Raw genomic sequence first — 17,574 nt, forward strand, 5'->3', positions numbered from 1 at the left:
GCCAACAATTCAGACACAGTCGCGGGGCAGCCGCATCCCCCAGGACAGGCTGCCCCAGCGACGCGTCATCTCCGGACAGACCCCTCGAAGGAACCTACTATTCTGCTCCGTGAGGAATCATCTAATGCCAACGCCGAATTCACCGTTAGATGAGCGTTCCCGGAGCCAGGATCATCGGCCCGCTGGTCCAAGGTGGCATTACCTGTCGAGGAGGTCCAGGGCGGCAGACGCGATGGAGTCGACGTCGATCCCGTGGATCCCGTACGCCTCCTCAAGGCTGGAGGATTGGCCAAATTCGGTCACGCCCAGGTTGCGGGTCCGGTCCCCTCGGGCGCCGGCCAGGAAGGCCAGCGTGTGCGGGTGCCCGTCCAGGACAGTGACCAGCGGGGCGGGGTGTGCGGCTGGGAACAAGGTGTCCACAATGGCGCTGCGTGTTGAATCCCCCACGGAGTGCCGCTCCTGCATTGACGCAAAGACCAGTTCAGGGCTGGTCAGGCACACCACGCCGGCCGCGATGCCCAGCCCTTCCAGCTTTGCGGCTGCGGTCAGCACCTCGGGCATCATGGCGCCCACGCCCACCAGCGTCACCTGCTCCGTGCCGGCCTGGTGCGAGGTGATCCGGTAGCCGCCCGCCAGAGCCTGCTGCCGGCGTCGTTCCAACAAAAGCGGGTCCGCCGGCAGGGCGGCCAGAGACTGGTCCACCGGCTTGGTGGAAAGCCGGAAGTACGCGCTGCGGCCGCCGGGGCGCCCGATCTGGTTCATGGCGTGCAGCAGGCACCATTCAAGGTCCTGCGCAAAGGCCGGCTCCCAGGCCGTGCAGCCAGGCTGCTCCAGGCCGATCGACGGCGTCGTGATGGACTGGTGCGCGCCGCCCTCCGGGGCGAGCGTGACACCGGACGGGGTGCCGATGAGGATCGACTGGCCGCCGGCGTAAATTCCGTACGACCACGGCTCCAGGGCGCGGCTGACGAAGGGGTCGTAGATGGTGGCGATGGGGATCAGCGGCTGGCCCCACCGGCTCCAAGTTGCGCCCAGCTCGCCGGCCAGGCACACCAGGTTCACCTCGGCGATGCCCAGTTCAATGTGCTGGCCCTGAGACCCTTCGGTCCACTTCAGGAGCCGGTCGGCGTCGTCGGCAAACCAGTCGCGGCGCTCCCCTACGCTCCACACGCCCGACTTGTTGATCCAGCCGCCCAGGTTCGTGGAGGAGGCTACGTCCGGGCTGAGTGTGACAATGCGTTCGGCCGCTTCCGGGGCGCCGCGCTTGATGTCGGAAAGGAACCGGCCGAGCGCCGCCTGGGTGGACAGTTGTGCCTTGTACGCCCACGGCAGCGAGTCCGGCAGCTTCTTGATGGTGTTAGTCGCCGGTTCCCCGCGTTCCAGCCTCTTTGCTGCGGCGGTGCACGCAGCGGCTTCCTCGGTGCCCTTGGCAAAGCGCTGCCACGGCGCATCCAGGCCCATGCCGGAAAGCTCGGCCAGCTCCTCCATCTGCAAGCGTGTCAGTTGGGCGGAATGGTTGTTGGGATGGCCCTCGGTGGCCAGGCCGCGGCCCTTGACGGTATAGGCAAACAGGACAGTGGGCCGGCCCGGGTCGATCTGCTTGTACGTTTCCAGCAGCATGCCGATGTCGTGTCCGCCGAGGTCGCGGATGGCGGCCGAGAGTTCGCGGTCGCCCAGGGTGGCGACCAACTGGTCAAGGCGGGGGTCCGGCGCTTCCCCGAGCAGCCGGCGTCTTACATCCTGGGGAGGGGTGCGCAAAAGGCGCTGGAATTCCTCATTGGGCATGTCCTCAAGGCGCCCGCGCAACTGTTCCCCGCCGGGCTGCAGGAACAGCGATTGCAGGCGGCGGCCCCACTTGCAAGTGAGGACCTGCCAATCGGCGGCCGCAAACATGCCCTGGAGCCGCTCAATCTGGACGTCGGGGATCACACGGTCCAGGGACTGGCGGTTCAGGTCAACGATCCACAGCAGCTCGCCGAGCTGGCGCGCGCCTGGGTCGGTGATGGCCTCCCAGATGGCGCCCTCGTCCAGTTCCGCGTCGCCAAGCAGGCTGATGAAGCGGCCGGCCTTAGGCGTTTCCGGGAAAGTGTCGCGCAGGTAGCGGTGCGACATGGCAGCCCACAGGGGTGCGGTGGCGCCAATGCCCACGCTTCCGGTGGAAAAGTCGATGGCGTCCGGGTCCTTCGCGCGGCTCGGGTAGCTTTGCAGGCCGCCCTTGGCGCGCAGGGTGCCCATGTACTTCTCATCCAGCTTCCCCAGGAGGTAGTTGATGGAGTGCAATACGGGCGAGGCGTGCGGCTTCACCGACACCCGGTCCAGGGCAGTCAGTTCGGAAAACCACAGCGAGGTCATGATGCCCACCATGGACGCACTGGAGGACTGGTGGCCTCCCACCTTCACACCGGACGTGTTGGCCCGGCCGCGGTTGGCGGCATCGATCATGGCGGAGGAGAGCCAGAGGACCCGCTGGGCGATGGAATCAAGGACGTCCCCGTCCAAGGTGGCCGCGGCCGAGAGCGGGCGGCCGTTCACCGTGGGTTCTTCGGCCCCGGGTTCGACGTCGGTCAGTGCAGTCATGATCCATCCCTCCAGCAGGTTCTGTTGTGGTCGTTTGCCCCGCGGCGCCGTCGGCACGGGGCAGGTTTGCTTTAGCGGAACAGGCCGCTGTAGGCGTTCAAGGCCAGTTGGCCGCCAAGGTGGGCGTACAGGACGTTGCTGGTCTCGGGAATCTCCTTGGTGCGCACCAGGTCGATGAGCCCGGCCATGGACTTGCCCTCGTAAACCGGGTCAATGATCATGCCCTCCAGGGAGCCCGAGAGGCGGATGGCCTCCATGGTGGATTCCACGGGGATGCCGTAGAAGTCGCCGGCCCAGCCTTCCATGACGTTGATCTCGTCGTCGCGCAGCTCGCGGCCCAGACCGATCAGGTCCGCGGTGTGGCGGGCGATCCTTGCCACCTGGTCGCGGGTTTTCTCGATTGTGGCGGAGGCGTCGATGCCGATCACACGGCGGGGACGCTCCTGCCCGGCGAACCCGGCGATCATGCCGGCGTGCGTGGATCCGGTGACGGTGCAGACGACAATGGTGTCGAAGAAGACGCCCATTTCCTTTTCCTGCTGCTCCACCTCGTAGGCCCAGTTGGCAAAGCCCAGGCCGCCCAGATGGTGCTCGGAGGCGCCGGCCGGGATGGGGTAGGGCTTGCCGCCTGCGTCCTCCACGTCCTTGATGGCCTGTTCCCAGCTGCTGCGGATGCCAATGTCAAAGCCGGCCTTGTCCATGCGGACGTCAGCGCCCATGATGCGTGAAAGCTGGATGTTGCCCACGCGGTCGCTCAGCGGGTCCGGCCAATCAACCCAGCTTTCCTGGACCAGACGGGCCTTCATGCCGATCTTGGCGGCGACGGCAGCCACCTGGCGGGTGTGGTTGGACTGGTGCCCGCCGATGGATACCAGCGTGTCCGCACCCTGGGCAATTGCATCCGGGATGATGTATTCAAGCTTGCGGGTCTTGTTGCCGCCAAAGGCCAGGCCGCTGTTGCAGTCCTCGCGCTTGGCCCAGATCTGGGCGCCGCCAAGGTGCTCGGTAACGCGGGGCAGGTCGTGGATGGGGCTGGGGCCAAAGGTCAGCGGGTAACGCTCAAAATCGGTGATTGCCATTTTGCTGGTCCTCAACTTTGGTGGGAGTGCCGCGGATCACACCGCGTGCCGTTATGCAATATATTGCATGCCAGAGACGCGTGGTGTCAAGCCTTCCGAACTGGACCTCGTGGCGGGATACGATCAGTTGTATGCCCACACCTGCCCCCGATGGCATCCACAAGCGCTCCCTGCTGCGCGACGACGTATACGAATCCATTCGGGACGCAATAGTCGACGGCACCTTTGGGCCCGGGGAGCGTCTGAAGGACCCGGAGCTCGAGGCGTGGCTTGGCGTGAGCCGGACCCCCATCCGCGAGGCCCTGCTGCGGCTGGAGCGGGCGGGACTGATTATTGCCCAGCCCGGACGGGCCACCATCGTGACACCCGTGGACCCAGCATCGACCATCAGCGCCCAGCAGGTAGTGGCGGCCATGCATGAACTGGCGGCCCGGCTCGCCGTGCCCTCGGTGACGGGCCATCAGCTAGCCGCCATGGCCGAGGCCAACAGCAGGTTTGAGACTGCCCTGGGGGACGAAAACGTCGAGCTCGCCCTGGCTGCCGACGACGACTTTCACTCAGTCTTCATCGGCGCGTGCGGCAATGAAATGATCCCGGACGTCCTTGAGCAGGCCCTTCCCCTGCTGCGCCGCGTGGAACGTCAGCGGTTCGGCTCGCGTTCCGGGCGGCACTCAGTGACGGTGCATGCGGAGATCATCCGGCTCGCCGGCATGGGCGACGCCGACGGCGCGGCGCTGGCCAGCCGCGAAAACTGGCTCTCACTGGGGACGGCCAAGCCCGACGCGGGCTGATCGCGGGCGGGGTCACGGTTCCGAGAGCGAGTCGCGGAGGACATCAATAAACGCCGCAACGGCCGATGACCTCCGCCGACCAATCATCGTTTGAATCTGCGCTTGGCGTTGCTGGAACAATGGATGATCCACGGGAATAAACGCCAACCCCACCTCGGTGTCGGCATGGACCGCCAAATGGCTCAACAAGGTTGCCCCGGCGCCCGCCCGCACAAACTCCAGGGCTGGACTGACATGGACTGTCATGAGCCGAATGGACGGCCGGACATTTTCCATCTGGGCGGCAATGTCAAAGAATTCCCTCTGACCAACGCCTTTAGGCGGCAACGCCAGGGGAAAACCGCACAGCTCGCGGACCCCAATGGATCGGCGATCGGCAAGGTGGCTGCCGGCCCCCAAGACCGCATGCGCGGGCGACGCGGTGCTGAATTCAACAGTCACGTCACGCTGCATCCCCAGCGCATAGACAACGCCGACATCTGCAGTGCCTTCGACAACCCTTCTACTCGCCTCGGCGGAGGAGACAACGTCAAGATCAAACACCACGTCGGCATGCCTAGCGCTGAACTTCGCAATGGCTTCGGGAACACGGCATCGAGCCAGCCCCTCGGTGCTCACAACCTTGACCACGCGGTTCGACCGTGAATGAAGGTCCCGAAGCTCCGTCACCAGGGCATCCGCTTCAGCTGCGCTGCGCCGGGCGTGGGACAACAACAGCAGGCCCGCGTCAGTGAGCGTCATCCCCCGGGGATGGCGTTCGAACAAGGCCACGCCTATCCCGCTTTCCAACTGCGTTATTTGGCGGCTAGTGGGTATCCGGTTAGCTCAGGTTGTGCTTTTCGATCCCGGACCGTGGGCGACGATTTGGCGATAGGTGGCTGGCGCCTGCTGCGCGCCGAGACCGAGCAGGGATTGGAAGGCCGCCATGGGTGTGCTGCGCCGGTTGTAGCGGAACGTGAACTCGTCGAGGTACACCTGCAGGTGTTCATTGCCCACGGAGCGGTGGGTTCCCCGCAGCCATGTCTTGAAGTTGCTGATGGCGCGGTGCACGCGGGGAAGGACAGGGTCGGGGTCGCCGGCTCTTTTGGCGGCCCGCTGGGATCGCGGGCGGTGGTCGTAGCCTTTGTTCCTCAACGGGACGTACCCCATCCAGCCGTCGGTGTGCACGATGGCGCCGGGAGCCACAGTGTCTGTCACGAAAGTGCCCAACGTGTCGCCGGACGCGTTGGGGATCACCTTCATCCGGACGCGTCCGGAGCCCTGACCACGCACCTCCACCGCCACGACTATCTGCGCGGCCCGGGCCGTGAGATTTCTGCCGCCGCGCCGGCCCACCTCCGGGCCGCCGACTTCGCATTCGTCCACCTCTACCTCGCCGGTCAGCAGGGTGCGTTCGGGGTTGACCATGGCGCGGCGCAGTTTGTGGAGCATGGTCCAGGCCGTCTCGTAGCGGCTGAGTCCGAGCTGGCGCTGCAGCTGCCTGGCCGAGATCCCCGGAGTTCCCGTCGTCATCAGGTAGGCCGCCCAGAACCACAAATGCAGTGCAGTGTGGGTCTTGTGGAGCACGGTACCGGCTGTCAGCGAAACCTGGTAACGGCATGCGGCGCATTCCCACAGCCCCCGCGCCGCCACGGGCCAGGCGGACTCCCCCTTGCACCGGGGACACGAATAGCCATCCGGCCAGCGGCACTCAAACAGATAGCCCAGGCAAGCCTGCTCGTCGCCGAATCTCGCCTGGAACTCCAGAATCGTCTTCGGAAAGTCCGGTCTCGACATTTACGCAGTCTACCTGAGCTAACCGGATACCCACTAGGGAGCTTATTTGGGAAGCCTCTTGTGATTTGGTCGCATATTGACCGCGGCGGCAGCTTCGCAGAGCACCCGTCGGCCAAAGCCAACATGGAGTGGCTGAGGGACTTTGAGTCCATCGTCGAGGGCTCACAGCGTCGAGCTTGAAGCGATCCGCGCCGGCGACGAGAGCGCGGCGGAAGAAGCGATGACGGCTCATCTGGGACATACACGGCTCGGTGGAGCACGCTGCCGATCAACCCGAGCCCGATGCGGCCCCTTTCACAAAACGACTCCAAGAATCGGCCCATAAGCTACTCCGGGTATCTGGGGGCCAGATATTGGATGCGTCGTCGCACAAGTCGGCCTGGCTCCAAGCGCTGGGCAAATTAGCAGTGCCGTCTCGTTGGCGGTCAGCCGCCATGCCCTGCTGACATGAACAATGATCAGGCCGGCGGGCACCCGGAAAGGCGTGCAGGATGACGAGCCGATTGCCGAGATTATGTAAATAACGGTTTTGGGTAGCTTGTACTGGCACCTTGCCGTTTCAGCTTCTGAGCCCCACGCCGTAGTTCACCACTGTAAAGCCGGGTTGGCACCAAACCCATGCCGTCTGCTGACTCCCGGCGCGCATCCAGTCGCTCTCGACGAACGCACGGTTGTACGGCCAGAAATTCTGCTTGCACACGGCCCAGGCTTGGTAGGAGCCCGTCCCGCCGGAACAGTAAGCAGTGGCGTAGGGGAACCAGACGCCATCATTCGCCCAGCAGCCTGTCGGTGCGGCCGTCGCCGGCGCAGCACTCAAGGGGAGCAGCAATATGCCAAGCACAGTGGCGGTGAGTGCAATTCGTTTTGATCGTTGTTTCATAGCGGACCCCCTTTGCAGGCCGGGCGGGGCTTCGGGTCGCGCCCCGAATAGCCCAATGCTAGGAGCCTGCCCGATCGTGGGCAATAGGCCGGGCAAACTCCTTGAAGTTTCCGACGGCACCACGCCGGTCCCCCAATGCCTGCCATGCTCGGCCGACGGAATATCTGCACGGGTGAAAGGAGAGGGCTGGCGCGGGCCGGCCATCCCGGGGAATGTCAGGATGGCTGATACCGGAAACCGCCGGTCGGAGAAGGCAGTCCCAAAGAAGCCCCCAAGTGGTCCGGTACCCTGCACAGACGCGATGCTGCGCGCGGCAGCCTGCAACGAAAGCGAGGCTCCGGTCCGTGCCCGCGGGACTACAATTTTGCTGTAGCCAGCTACTCGGAAGAGGTCGTGGCCATGGATATTGGTTTCATCGGCATTGTCGCTGCGGCACTGTGCGGGCTTGGAGTTTTGACAGCGTTCTTCCGCAACTTGGAGAGGCGCGCGGACGCCATGGAGCATCGGAATCCCGATGTGGCCAAGGCATTGCGAGATCACCAACGACGTATGGACCAGGGCAACGGCTATTTGAACCTGTGACTCGGAGTATTTGTAAGACTTTGCGCTTCTGCAGGCGGGATGTCTTCATATGGAGCAGGTGTCCCGGGCGGTTGAACAGTTCAAATGTCCTTGGCCCATTGTTGAAGGGGCCGGAACCGGTCGGGACGTGGCGTTGCTCAGTCCCCGTATGGCTCCGTGGATGAGATGCGGAAGATCGTTGCTTCGGGTTCCCCGTTGATGGCCTGCTCAAGGACCCCGAGCGCCCTCACGACTTCGGGAAACGACTCCTGGCGGTCGAGCGCTTCGCGGTCCTCGAACACCTCAGTCGCGATGAACACGTCAGGATCGGTCACGTCGCGGCCGATGTCGAAGCTGATGACACCGTCCAGAGCGCGGCTGGGCGGGACCACATCTTTCAGCGCGGCCATGATCTCTTCCGCCATGCCAGCCTGGGACCGCACCACGAAACGAACAGCGATCATCAGATCTCCCCTCTCTCCGCCGACACAGTACTGCCGGTCGGATATCGCTTCATTGGTATGCCGGTATGCCCACATCTCTCCCGCCTGTACGACCCGCTGAGCTGGAGCAGGACGGATCAGGAAGCCGCGCCAGCGAAGACGTTTGTGGTGCCCGCTGACGGCTGGCGCCGGAATTCCGGCCCGCCCGGATCCTGCTTCGCCACCAGCCTTCGCGGCTGCAGTGCGCTCATGTTCCGGGGAGCAGTCCCAGTTGCCCCATCAGGTTCGCGGCATCAGGGTGCGCCCTGAACGAGATGATCTTTCCGTCCCTGATCGAGGCGAAATAGGTACCGGTTCCGGTAATCGCCCGTCCGGTCGCCGGGATCTGCTGGCCCCCCATCGCCAGCGGCCCGGTGTGGATTCCTGTGAACGCCACTTCGGCTGCAACCTGGCTCTCGCTGAGGACCCGGTTGGTCGTGGTGACGCGCATGTCCGGGAATGCCGTAAACCACGTCTCCATATATGCCTTTACCTGGTCAGGTGAATTCATTGGCTCCGGTAGTGATATATCAGAAAACGTAAAAACGTCTGCCAGTAGGGCGACGAACCCGGCCGCATCATGGCTGTCCCATGCCGCCATTCCCTGGTCATCAATTCGCTCAACATCGGCGATAGACATCGAACGTCTCCTTCTCCAAAGGGTGCTGATGTGCATCATCGGCTTCCAGCCGCGGGAGTCAATGCCCGGGCAACCTGGACCCCGCCATCCTGAACCCCGCCGGCCAGGCCGTCAAGAGGACATGTACTTGACGTCATGTTCTTCCCCTCCGGCAGCGGCGGAAAGAAGTGCCCGGCGAAGGATTGACGCGCGCGTCCTCGGAGATCATTATTGCCCTTGACGGCTGGGGGGCGCTAAGGCAACCAAGGAGCCGCGCCGTGGATAGCTACTCAGCAGCACAGGAATTCAGCAGGCCCGTTCATTTTCCGGAAAATAATTCCCAGGCACATCCTCGCCACAGTACCCCGGAGGCGGCCGGCAACCCCGAAGGGCCCCGCCACCGACGACACCGACGGCGCCACAATGGCATCCCCGTATCGGCTGCGGCTCCGGCGCCGGCGGGGTACCGGCCATGATGAGCGCGGCACTCCATTGGGTCCTGCAGTTCAGGCTATTGGTGCTGGCCCTGGCGGTCGGGGTCCTGGGCTTTGGACTCACTAGCCTGCCCAACATGCCGGTGGATGCGTTCCCGGAATTCGCTCCGCCCCAGGTCGAGATCCAGACTGAGGCACTGGGGCTGTCCGCCGCTGAAGTCGAACAGCTGATCACCTCCCCGATGGAGGCCGATCTGCTGAACGGCGTTGCCTGGGTGGAGGCCATCCGCTCCAAGTCCGTCCCGGGTCTTTCCTCGATCCAAATGGTCTTCAAGCCGGGAACCGATCTTTTCCGGGCCCGCCAGCTTGTCGCGGAGCGCCTGACCCAGGCGCGCGCGCTGCCGAATGTTTCGGCGGCACCGGTGCTCATGCAACCGCTGTCATCGACCAGCCGGGTGATGATGATCAGGCTCACCTCGAAAGACATGTCGGCCATCGACATGTCCGTCCTGGCACGATGGACCATGAAGCCCGGGCTCCTGGCGGTGCCCGGCGTTGCGAACGTCGCCATTTGGGGCCAGCGCGACCAGCAACTGCAGGTCCTGGTTGATCCGGGACAGCTCCAGGCCAAAGGTGTGACGCTTGACCAGGTCATCAAGACCACCGGAAATTCGGTCTGGGTCTCCCCGCTGAGCTACCTCGAAGCTTCTACCCCGGGCACCGGCGGCTTCTTCGAGACGGGACACCAGCGGATCGGTGTCCAGCACGTCCTGCCGATCACCACTCCCCAGGATCTGGGTCAGGTTCCGATCGAGGGGCCGGCCGGGAACCTACTCCTGAAGGATGTCGCCACGGTTGAGACTGACCACCAGCCGTTGATCGGCGATGCCCTCCTGAGCAAGGAAGCCGAGCTTTTGCTGGTCATTGAGAAGTTCCCCGAGACCAACACCATGGACGTGACGAAGGGCGTCGACGAGGCCCTGCGCGCACTCCAGCCCGGTTTGCCGGGAATCAAGGTAGACACCACCGTCTACCGGCAGGCGTCCTTCATCGAGGAAGAGGTCGGCACGGTCGGCGCAGCGCTGCTCATCACCTTGCTGCTCATCGTGGCACTGTTCGGGGCGTTCTTCCGGTCCTGGCGCGCGGCTCTCATCAGCCTGATCACCATCCCGGTATCGCTGACCGCGGCCGCTCTGGTGCTCTACGCGCGCGGGACCGGCATGAACACCATGGTCCTGGCCGGAATGGTCCTTGCCTTCGCCGTCATCGTGGGCGACGTCGCCGAAGACCTCACGGGGGCCGCCCGGGCAGTCCGGGCCTCCACCGCAACCGGAGGCAAGGAGACTACCGACGCCGGGGCCACGGCCCAGGAGGCGAGGGAAGCACGGGAAGGCCTGATCACCGGAGCCCTGCGGGCGGTTCGCACCCCCATTCTCTATTCCCTGCTCATCATGGCGCTGGCCCTCGTGCCCGCGCTCTTCGTCGCAGGCGAAAACGGTGCGCTGTTCGGGCCCCTCGTGCTCTCCTACCTGCTCGCCATGGCCGTCTCGATGATCGTGGGACTGACCGTTACCGCGGCGCTGTCATCTGTCCTCCCCGGCGGCTCAGCGCCGCGGCGGGACGTCCGCGCCGCCAAGCGGCTGGAAAGCGGATACGGCCGGCTCGTCTCGCGTTTGGCCGGGAAGACCCGCTGGGTCTTCGCCGCCTCGGCAGTGATCGCCCTGGCCGGACTTGCACTGGTGCCCCAGTTGGCCAGCAACCGTCCGATCGTGCCGGTACTGGCCGACAAGACCCTCGTGGTGCACTGGAGCGCGGTAGCCGGTACCTCGGACCAGGAAATGAGCCGCATTACTGAGGCGGCCGCCGACGAACTCCGAACCGTGTCCGGTGTAGCCAACGTGGGCGGGCACGTGGGACGCGCAGTCACTTCGGACCAGATCGGTGACGTCAGTTCAGGCGAACTGTGGATCACGGTGGCCCCGGACGCCTCGTACAGCGACACTGCCGCTGCTATCGAGCAGGTGGTCCACGGGTATCCCGGCCTGTCCAGCAAGGTATCCACCTATCCGCAGCAGCAGATCGACGAGATCCGGGAGGCCGGCGACAGCGGATTCGCGGTCCGGGTCTACGGGCTGGACATGGCAACCCTGCGGCAGAAAGCCGGCGAGGTGCAGCAGATACTGGAACACACGGCCGGCGTCGTGAATCCCCGGGTCGATGCACCCAATGAACAACCCATCGCGGAGGTCAAGGTGGATCTGGCCTTAGCCCAGAAGGCCGGCGTCGTACCCGGCGACATCCGACGCGCGGCGGCAGCCCTGCTGCAGGGCATCGAAGTCGGCAACCTCTACGAACAACAGAAGGTCTTCTCGGTGATCGTGAAGGGTGCGGCGTCCACCCGGAACAGCCTGGACAGCGTCCGGAACCTGATCATCGACACTCCCAACGGAGGGCACGTGCGCCTCGGCGACGTCGCCCAGGTCACCATGGTCGGGAATGAGGCGGTGATCCTGCACGACGACACGTCCCGCCGCATCGATGTGAAGGCCGAAATCCAGGGCCGCGCGCTGGGCGAGGTCCAGCAGGAAATCGACATGAAACTTCAGCAGATTCAGTTCCCGCTGGCCTACCACGCGGAGATCCTCACCCAGTATGCGCAGCAGCAGAGCAACTTCCAGTGGCTGTGGGTGCTGGCGGCGATCGCCGCAGCAGGCATCCTGGTCCTGTTGCAGACGGCCCTGGGAAGCTGGCGGCTCGCCGCCCCGGTCTTCCTGGGCCTGGCCGTAGCCCTGTCCGGCGGCGTGCTGGCTGCCATGGCCACCGGCGCGGTCAACTCGCTGATTTCCTTTGTCGCATTCGCCGTCATCCTCGGCGTCGCCGCCCGCGGTGCCATCCTGCTGGTCAGCCATGTCCGGAGCCTGCGGGCAGAGGACAGCACCGCCTCCGGGTCCGCCAGTGTAATCCGCGGCGCGAGGGAGCGGGTGGGGCCGGTCCTGATCTCGGCTGTGATGACGGCACTGGCGCTGCTGCCGCTCGTGCTGTTCGGCGGCGTGATCGGAACGGAAATCATTCAGCCGCTCGCGGTGATCATCTGCGGTGGACTGCTCACCTCGACCCTCTTCATTCTGTTCGTTGTACCCGCCGTGTTGCTCCGGTTCGGACCGGAAGCAGCGATGAACCATGCGGTCAAGGATCATCCCCTGGCCCGGCCGGAAAGTCAGGATGCATCATGAACGCGACATCTTTGCGGGGCAGCAGGACCATGGCCCTCATCATCGCGGCCTTCCTGGCCCTGTGCGTTGCGGGCTGCGGCCCGACGCCGGAAGCGGCCCCGTCCGGGGCCGACCCTGCGGTCCTTGCCGAGGTCCCGGGAACGGATCTCCACCGCATCACCCTGACGGAGCACGCCGTCGAACGGACCGGGCTCCAGACCGACGTCACGGCCACGGATCCGCAGACCCAGAAGTTGACCGTGCCCTACTGGGCCATCCTGTACGACAGCACGGGCAAGACCTGGGTCTACACGAATCCCGAGCCCCGGGTCTTCGTCCGCCAGGCCGTCACCGTCGAACGCATCAGCGGCGCCGTCGCCTTCCTGACGGACGGGCCGCCACCCGGCACCGTTGTGGTCACCACGGGGGCCGAGGAACTGTACGGCGCCGAATTCGATACGGCGCGCTGACATGCGCTGGCTCATAGGCATCAGCCTGAAGTTCAGAACCATCGTCGTCGCCCTCGCGTGCGCGGTAATGCTGCTCGGTTCCCTGCAGCTGGGCTCCGCGTCCGTGGACGTCTTCCCCGAATTCGCGCCGCCCCGTGTGGAAATCCAAACCGCCTGCCTGGGTTTGACCGCGCAGGAAGTCGAAGAGCTGGTCAGCGTCCCGATCGAGGCGGCGGTGGGCGGCATGCCGGGCCTGGACGAGCTGCGGTCGAAGTCCGTGCCGCAGTTGTCCTCGATCGTGCTGATATTCCATCAGGGTACCGAACTGCTCGACGCCCGCCAGCTGGTGTCAGAGCGGATGGCGGCCGTGACTGCGGCGCTGCCTACCTGGGCGGCCCCGCCCGTGATGCTGCAGCCGCTGTCCGCGACGAGCCGGGTCATGAAGATCGGGATGACCTCGCCCAACCGGTCCCTGATCGAGATGTCCATGCTGTCCTACTGGACCATCCGGGCCCGGCTACTCCGCGTGCCGGGCGTGGCCAATGTAGCCATCTGGGGCGAACGGCTCCAGATGCTGCAGGTCCAGGTGGAGCCGGACAAGCTCAAGGCCCAAAACGTGTCGCTCAACCAGGTCATGGAGGTCACCGCCGGAGCCCTCGACGCCGGGCTGCTGAAGTACTCGCCGGGAAGGTTCATCGGCACGGGCGGCTTCATCGACAGTCCGACCCAGAGAATGGGTGTCCGGCACGTCCAGCCTATCCAGACGCCTGCGGATCTGGCCCAGGTGACCATCCGGGAAAAGGACGGTGTGGCACTGCACCTGGGCGACATCGCCCAGGTCGTGGAGGACCACCAGCCGCTCATTGGTGATGCCGTCATCAACAACGGGCACGGGCTCATGCTGATCGTCGAGAAGCTGCCCTGGGGCAACACCCTGGACGTGACCAAGGGCGTTGAGGAAGCCCTGCACGAGCTCCAGCCGGGGATGAGCGGGATCAGCTTTGACACCACGATCTTCCGCCCGGCAAGCTTTGTCGAGGAGTCCATCTCCAACCTCAGCATCGCCCTGCTGCTGGGCTGCCTGCTCGTCGTCATGATCCTCGGCGCCTTCCTCTTCCAATGGCGCACGGCCCTGATCAGCCTGATTGCTATTCCGCTCTCGCTGCTCACTGCCGCGCTGGTCCTCTATTTCACGTCCAGTTCGATCAACACGATGGTCCTCGCGGGGCTGGTCATCGCTGTGGGCGTGGTGGTGGATGACGCCATCATCGACGTCGAAAACATCATGCGCCGGCTGAGGCAGCACCGCGCCCGGGGCAGCGACGAATCGGCGGCCTCGGTGGTCCTGAAGGCCTCGCTCGAGATGCGAAGTCCGATCGTGTACGCGACCCTGATCATTGTGGTCGCCGCCGTGCCGATCTTCTTCCTGGACGGACTGACCGGCGTCTTCTTCCGGCCGCTGGCCATCACCTACACCCTGGCAGTCCTCGCCTCCATGCTGGTAGCACTGACTGTCACGCCGGCCCTGGCTCTGATCCTGCTGGGTAATGCGAAGCTTGAGGAGCGGGACCCGCCGCTGGTCAGGGTGCTCAAGCGCGGCTACCACGCCGTGCTGTCCCGGATCATGAACCGTCCCCGCTACGGCTATGCCGGCTTCGGCGTCCTCGCCGTCGTGGGCCTGGCGATCACCCCCCTGATGGGCTCGTCGCTGTTCCCCACGTTCAAGGAACGGGACTTCCTGATGCACTGGATCTCGCAGCCGGGAACCTCGGCGGAGGAGGAGTACCGGATCTCGCAGCGCGGCTGCGAGGAATTCCTCAAGGTGCCAGGCGTGCTGAACTGCGGGACGCACATCGGGCAGGCGTTCGCGGCGGACGAGATCGTGGGTGTCAATGCCGGCGAGCACTGGATCAGCATCGACCGCCACGCCGACTATGACCAGACACTGGCCGCGGTCCAGGAAGTGGTGGACGGCTACCCGGGCCTTCACCGCGACGTCCAGACCTATCTGAAGGAGCGGATCGAGGAAGTCCTGACAGGGGCCAGCGAGCCCATTGTGGTCCGTGTCTACGGTGATGATCTCAACGTGCTGCGGGAACAGGCCCAAAGGGTCAAGACGATCCTCGATGACATTCAGGGCACCGATGACGCCCATGTGTCCCTCGAGGTGGAGGTGCCGCAGATTACCGTCACTGTGGATCTTCCCGCGGCACAAAAATACGGGCTCAAACCCGGCGACGTGCGGCGCGCCGCCGCGACGCTGGTCGCCGGGGAAGAGGTCGGCGACGTCTTCCGGGACGGACGGGCCTATGACGTCCAGGTCTGGAGCACCCCAGCAACCCGCTCCAGCGTGACCAGCATCGAGGATCTGCCGATCGACACCCCCAGCGGCCAGCAAGTCCGCCTCGCCGACGTCGCGGCCGTCAAACTGCAGGCGACGCCGAACCAGATCGACCGCACGAACGGGTCCCGCCGGGTTGAAGTGGGATCGTTCCTCGACAAGGGCGCCGATCTGGGGGTCGTGGTTGGCCAATTGCAGAATCGGCTGGACGCCCTGGTGCTGCCGCCCGGCTACAGCGTCCAGCTGCTGGGTGAGTACACCGAGCGCGAGGCGGCGACGAACCGCCTCATGATCTTCGCGGTGGCGGCCCTTGCCCTGATCCTGCTGCTGCTGCAGACCTCTTTCCGGAGCTGGCGGCTGGCAATACTCTCGCTGTTGACGCTGCCGATCGCCCTGGTCGGTGGGGTCATTGCCGCGTACATCTCCGGCGGGGTCCTGTCCTTGGGGTCGGTCGTCGGGTTCCTCACGGTCATGGGGATCGCGGCGCGTAACGGCATCCTGCTCATCAACCACTGCCAGCACCTGGAAAAAAATGAGGGCGACACCTTCGGCCGAGCCCTCGTGCTGCGCGGAGCGGGGGAACGGCTCTCGCCGATCCTCATGACCACCCTGGCCACCGGACTGGCCCTGGTGCCCCTAGTCGTCATGGGCACAGTCCCGGGCCACGAGATCGAGCACCCCATGGCCGTCGTCATCCTGGGCGGTCTCGTCACATCCACCCTGCTTAACCTGTTCATTGTTCCGTCGCTCTATCTCCGCTTCGCCAAGTCAAAGAAGGAGCGGGCGGCGCTGGTGCCGGTAACCGCGTAAACAACCGCGTACAGGCGACGCCCCTGCAGAAACCCCCGGGCCCTCTGTTCCACGGTCCCGGGGGCCCGGGGGCCCGTCAGGAGGCGTCGCCGGCGCCAAGAGTCATGTCGACAACCAGCCCGAACGAGTCACCGGCCGTTATTGGGCCCTCTTGGCCCAGCCCTTTTCGTCGGGGCCGCCGGACTCGCCGTGCTCGCACAGCTCAAGGACCTTGTTGGAGGCGGCGTGAACAGCCGCCTGGGTGCTCTTGCGACCGCTAGTGGACGCGGTGCCGGCCGCATAGCCCACGATGAACGCGCTGATGGCGTCCGCGTGCGGTCCGACGGCCTTCGCCGATTCCTCCGCGACCTGGATGATCTTCTCGTGGTCGACTTCCAGATCGAGTATCTGCAGTGCCTGGATCAGGCGGCCGCTCCAATGCCGCAGCGAGCTGTCTTCATCTCGGGTCAGAGTCATTGGTACTTCCCTTCGTAAACTGCGTGAGTCGAACGGCTACGCCTCAAGGGTTAGCACCGACACCGGCCATGTGCAATGCTGCACAGGGCATTTTCGGCCGGCTCACTGCCACTAACTCCACAAGGCGACGTGGAACTTCGACCCCCGGCGCTCAAGTCCGCGCGAACCTCCCGGGGCGACCATCGCGGCGGTCGCATCCGCGGTACCGACGAATCGCTGCAGCGTCTGCGCCACCGTTGTGGTCCGTCGGTGGTCCAGCGTGCTGGCCCACCAGAGGCCAGAGACCGGGGTCCCGACGACGGGCACGCGAACCAGCGTCCCGCTGTGGAGTTCAGCCCGGACAATGTGGCCAAGCGCCAGCATGATGCCCTCCCCCGCCCGGACGGCGGCGAGGGCGTCAGTCTCGCTGCTGAGCCGGATGATGTCCGGCCCCACGCCCGTGGAGGCCAGCCAGCGTCCTTCCTCCGTGCTGTCCTGGATCCCGGCCGGGCCGGCAAACCACGGCCGGCCCATCAGCTGCTGCACGGAAACCGGTCCGTGCAGCCGGCCCAGAGGATGGGATGGCGCGGCAATAACAGCGCGCTGGTAGCGCAGGAACGCAACCGACTCCAGGCCGAGCTCCGTCACCGCGGTGCCGGCGGGCGCCGTCGGCCGTGCGCCCAGGGCGATGTCGTACGCACGCTCCTTCAGAAGGGAGCAAAGGTCCTCCGCGGACTCGACCACCACGTCGACCGACGCGCCCGGCACCCGTTTCGTGAAGACGTCGAGCAGCCGGCCGGCCGCATGCTCGGCAAAAGGTGCGGTCGCAACGATCTTGAGCCGCCCGGCGTCGTTCTTGGCGTTGGAGACCTCCCACCGGGCCTGATCCGCCAGACCGATGATGTCCTGGGCGTAGTCGGTCAAGGCCCGGCCGCCGGGCGTCAAGGCAATCCCGCCTCCGGCGCGCACGAAGAGCGGGTCGCCGAGGTCCTGCCGGAGCGCGGCCAGGGCGGAGGACACGGCCGGTTCGCTGACCTCCAGGGTTTCCGCCGCAGCATGAAGCGAGCCCAGCCGGGCCACGAGGGCGAACGCGCGGAGTTGGCTCAATGTCATCGACACGGCGTCATA

14 protein-coding genes are annotated in these 17,574 nt (G+C 65.3%); 5 read left to right on the forward strand and 9 right to left on the reverse strand.

All coding sequences use genetic code 11. The features are described from left to right. Window positions 1-198 precede the first annotated feature (198 nt). Both ACVWZ8_RS19160 and ACVWZ8_RS19165 read right to left on the reverse strand, forming a co-directional pair. Window positions 199-2,577, reverse strand: coding sequence for a transketolase-like TK C-terminal-containing protein (locus tag ACVWZ8_RS19160; RefSeq protein ID WP_456505505.1), 2,379 nt, complete (start codon window positions 2,575-2,577; stop codon window positions 199-201). A gap of 71 nt (window positions 2,578-2,648) precedes the next feature. After that, a complete protein-coding gene (locus ACVWZ8_RS19165) occupies window positions 2,649-3,656 on the reverse strand; it encodes a 1-aminocyclopropane-1-carboxylate deaminase (protein WP_456505506.1) in 1,008 nt (335 codons plus the stop codon). Window positions 3,657-3,787: 131 nt separating this feature from the next. Here ACVWZ8_RS19165 and ACVWZ8_RS19170 point away from each other — a divergent pair, with 131 nt between their 5' ends. Further along, window positions 3,788-4,447 (forward strand): GntR family transcriptional regulator, encoded by a 660-nt coding sequence (locus ACVWZ8_RS19170; RefSeq protein WP_456505507.1) that lies wholly within the window; start codon window positions 3,788-3,790, stop codon window positions 4,445-4,447. Window positions 4,448-4,459: 12 nt separating this feature from the next. On the opposite strand, the gene ACVWZ8_RS19175 is transcribed toward ACVWZ8_RS19170, so the two are convergent. The 3 genes from ACVWZ8_RS19175 to ACVWZ8_RS19185 all read right to left on the reverse strand — a co-directional run bounded on the left by ACVWZ8_RS19175 (window position 4,460) and on the right by ACVWZ8_RS19185 (window position 7,103). Beyond that, window positions 4,460-5,263, reverse strand: a complete 804-nt coding sequence (locus tag ACVWZ8_RS19175) for a LysR substrate-binding domain-containing protein (protein ID WP_456505980.1) — start codon at window positions 5,261-5,263, stop codon at window positions 4,460-4,462. Window positions 5,264-5,272: 9 nt separating this feature from the next. Beyond that, window positions 5,273-6,223 carry an IS1595 family transposase gene (locus ACVWZ8_RS19180; RefSeq protein WP_456505508.1) on the reverse strand — a complete coding sequence of 317 codons (951 nt, stop codon included), beginning with the start codon at window positions 6,221-6,223 and terminating at the stop codon, window positions 5,273-5,275. Between the two features lie 559 nt (window positions 6,224-6,782). Then, window positions 6,783-7,103 (reverse strand): hypothetical protein, encoded by a 321-nt coding sequence (locus ACVWZ8_RS19185; protein ID WP_426977736.1) that lies wholly within the window; start codon window positions 7,101-7,103, stop codon window positions 6,783-6,785. Between the two features lie 399 nt (window positions 7,104-7,502). On the opposite strand from ACVWZ8_RS19185, the gene ACVWZ8_RS19190 reads away from it, so the two are divergent. Next, entirely contained in the window at window positions 7,503-7,685 is a 183-nt protein-coding gene (locus ACVWZ8_RS19190) for a hypothetical protein (protein WP_426977735.1), read from the forward strand. 137 nt (window positions 7,686-7,822) lie between these two features. On the opposite strand, the gene ACVWZ8_RS19195 is transcribed toward ACVWZ8_RS19190, so the two are convergent. Beyond that, window positions 7,823-8,128, reverse strand: a complete 306-nt coding sequence (locus ACVWZ8_RS19195; RefSeq protein ID WP_456505509.1) for a putative quinol monooxygenase — start codon at window positions 8,126-8,128, stop codon at window positions 7,823-7,825. Window positions 8,129-8,354: 226 nt separating this feature from the next. After that, on the reverse strand, window positions 8,355-8,786 hold the full coding sequence (locus ACVWZ8_RS19200) for an ester cyclase (protein ID WP_426977731.1): 432 nt from the start codon (window positions 8,784-8,786) through the stop codon (window positions 8,355-8,357). A 451-nt stretch (window positions 8,787-9,237) separates the two neighbouring features. On the opposite strand from ACVWZ8_RS19200, the gene ACVWZ8_RS19205 reads away from it, so the two are divergent. The 3 genes from ACVWZ8_RS19205 to ACVWZ8_RS19215 are packed head-to-tail and all read left to right on the forward strand — an operon-like array spanning window position 9,238 to window position 16,011. Further along, entirely contained in the window at window positions 9,238-12,432 is a 3,195-nt protein-coding gene (locus ACVWZ8_RS19205; RefSeq protein WP_456505510.1) for an efflux RND transporter permease subunit, read from the forward strand. Beyond that, window positions 12,429-12,881 carry an efflux RND transporter periplasmic adaptor subunit gene (locus ACVWZ8_RS19210; protein WP_426977728.1) on the forward strand — a complete coding sequence of 151 codons (453 nt, stop codon included), beginning with the start codon at window positions 12,429-12,431 and terminating at the stop codon, window positions 12,879-12,881. Before ACVWZ8_RS19205 ends, ACVWZ8_RS19210 begins: the two co-directional genes overlap by 4 nt. Before the next feature lies 1 nt (window position 12,882). After that, entirely contained in the window at window positions 12,883-16,011 is a 3,129-nt protein-coding gene (locus ACVWZ8_RS19215; RefSeq protein ID WP_426977726.1) for an efflux RND transporter permease subunit, read from the forward strand. A 138-nt stretch (window positions 16,012-16,149) separates the two neighbouring features. On the opposite strand, the gene ACVWZ8_RS19220 is transcribed toward ACVWZ8_RS19215, so the two are convergent. Together ACVWZ8_RS19220 and ACVWZ8_RS19225 are read right to left on the reverse strand one after the other, a co-directional pair. Beyond that, complete coding sequence (locus tag ACVWZ8_RS19220; protein ID WP_426977725.1) at window positions 16,150-16,467, reverse strand: DUF6457 domain-containing protein; 318 nt, start codon at window positions 16,465-16,467, stop codon at window positions 16,150-16,152. 111 nt (window positions 16,468-16,578) lie between these two features. Then, on the reverse strand, window positions 16,579-17,559 hold the full coding sequence (locus ACVWZ8_RS19225) for a LysR family transcriptional regulator (RefSeq protein WP_456505981.1): 981 nt from the start codon (window positions 17,557-17,559) through the stop codon (window positions 16,579-16,581). Between the last annotated feature and the right edge of the window lie 15 nt (window positions 17,560-17,574).

The sequence above is a fragment of the Arthrobacter sp. UYCu723 genome, from assembly GCF_054059215.1.

What these genes read in the sequence shown, in the direction of transcription:
- ACVWZ8_RS19160 (WP_456505505.1), bottom strand. Translation starts at nt 2,577, where the DNA reads ATGACTGCACTGACCGACGTCGAACCCGGGGCCGAAGAACCCACGGTG.
- ACVWZ8_RS19165 (WP_456505506.1), bottom strand. Translation starts at nt 3,656, where the DNA reads ATGGCAATCACCGATTTTGAGCGTTACCCGCTGACCTTTGGCCCCAGC.
- ACVWZ8_RS19170 (WP_456505507.1), top strand. Translation starts at nt 3,788, where the DNA reads ATGCCCACACCTGCCCCCGATGGCATCCACAAGCGCTCCCTGCTGCGC.
- ACVWZ8_RS19180 (WP_456505508.1), bottom strand. Translation starts at nt 6,223, where the DNA reads ATGTCGAGACCGGACTTTCCGAAGACGATTCTGGAGTTCCAGGCGAGA.
- ACVWZ8_RS19185 (WP_426977736.1), bottom strand. Translation starts at nt 7,103, where the DNA reads ATGAAACAACGATCAAAACGAATTGCACTCACCGCCACTGTGCTTGGC.
- ACVWZ8_RS19190 (WP_426977735.1), top strand. Translation starts at nt 7,503, where the DNA reads ATGGATATTGGTTTCATCGGCATTGTCGCTGCGGCACTGTGCGGGCTT.
- ACVWZ8_RS19195 (WP_456505509.1), bottom strand. Translation starts at nt 8,128, where the DNA reads ATGATCGCTGTTCGTTTCGTGGTGCGGTCCCAGGCTGGCATGGCGGAA.
- ACVWZ8_RS19200 (WP_426977731.1), bottom strand. Translation starts at nt 8,786, where the DNA reads ATGTCTATCGCCGATGTTGAGCGAATTGATGACCAGGGAATGGCGGCA.
- ACVWZ8_RS19205 (WP_456505510.1), top strand. Translation starts at nt 9,238, where the DNA reads ATGATGAGCGCGGCACTCCATTGGGTCCTGCAGTTCAGGCTATTGGTG.
- ACVWZ8_RS19210 (WP_426977728.1), top strand. Translation starts at nt 12,429, where the DNA reads ATGAACGCGACATCTTTGCGGGGCAGCAGGACCATGGCCCTCATCATC.
- ACVWZ8_RS19215 (WP_426977726.1), top strand. Translation starts at nt 12,883, where the DNA reads ATGCGCTGGCTCATAGGCATCAGCCTGAAGTTCAGAACCATCGTCGTC.
- ACVWZ8_RS19220 (WP_426977725.1), bottom strand. Translation starts at nt 16,467, where the DNA reads ATGACTCTGACCCGAGATGAAGACAGCTCGCTGCGGCATTGGAGCGGC.
- ACVWZ8_RS19225 (WP_456505981.1), bottom strand. Translation starts at nt 17,559, where the DNA reads ATGACATTGAGCCAACTCCGCGCGTTCGCCCTCGTGGCCCGGCTGGGC.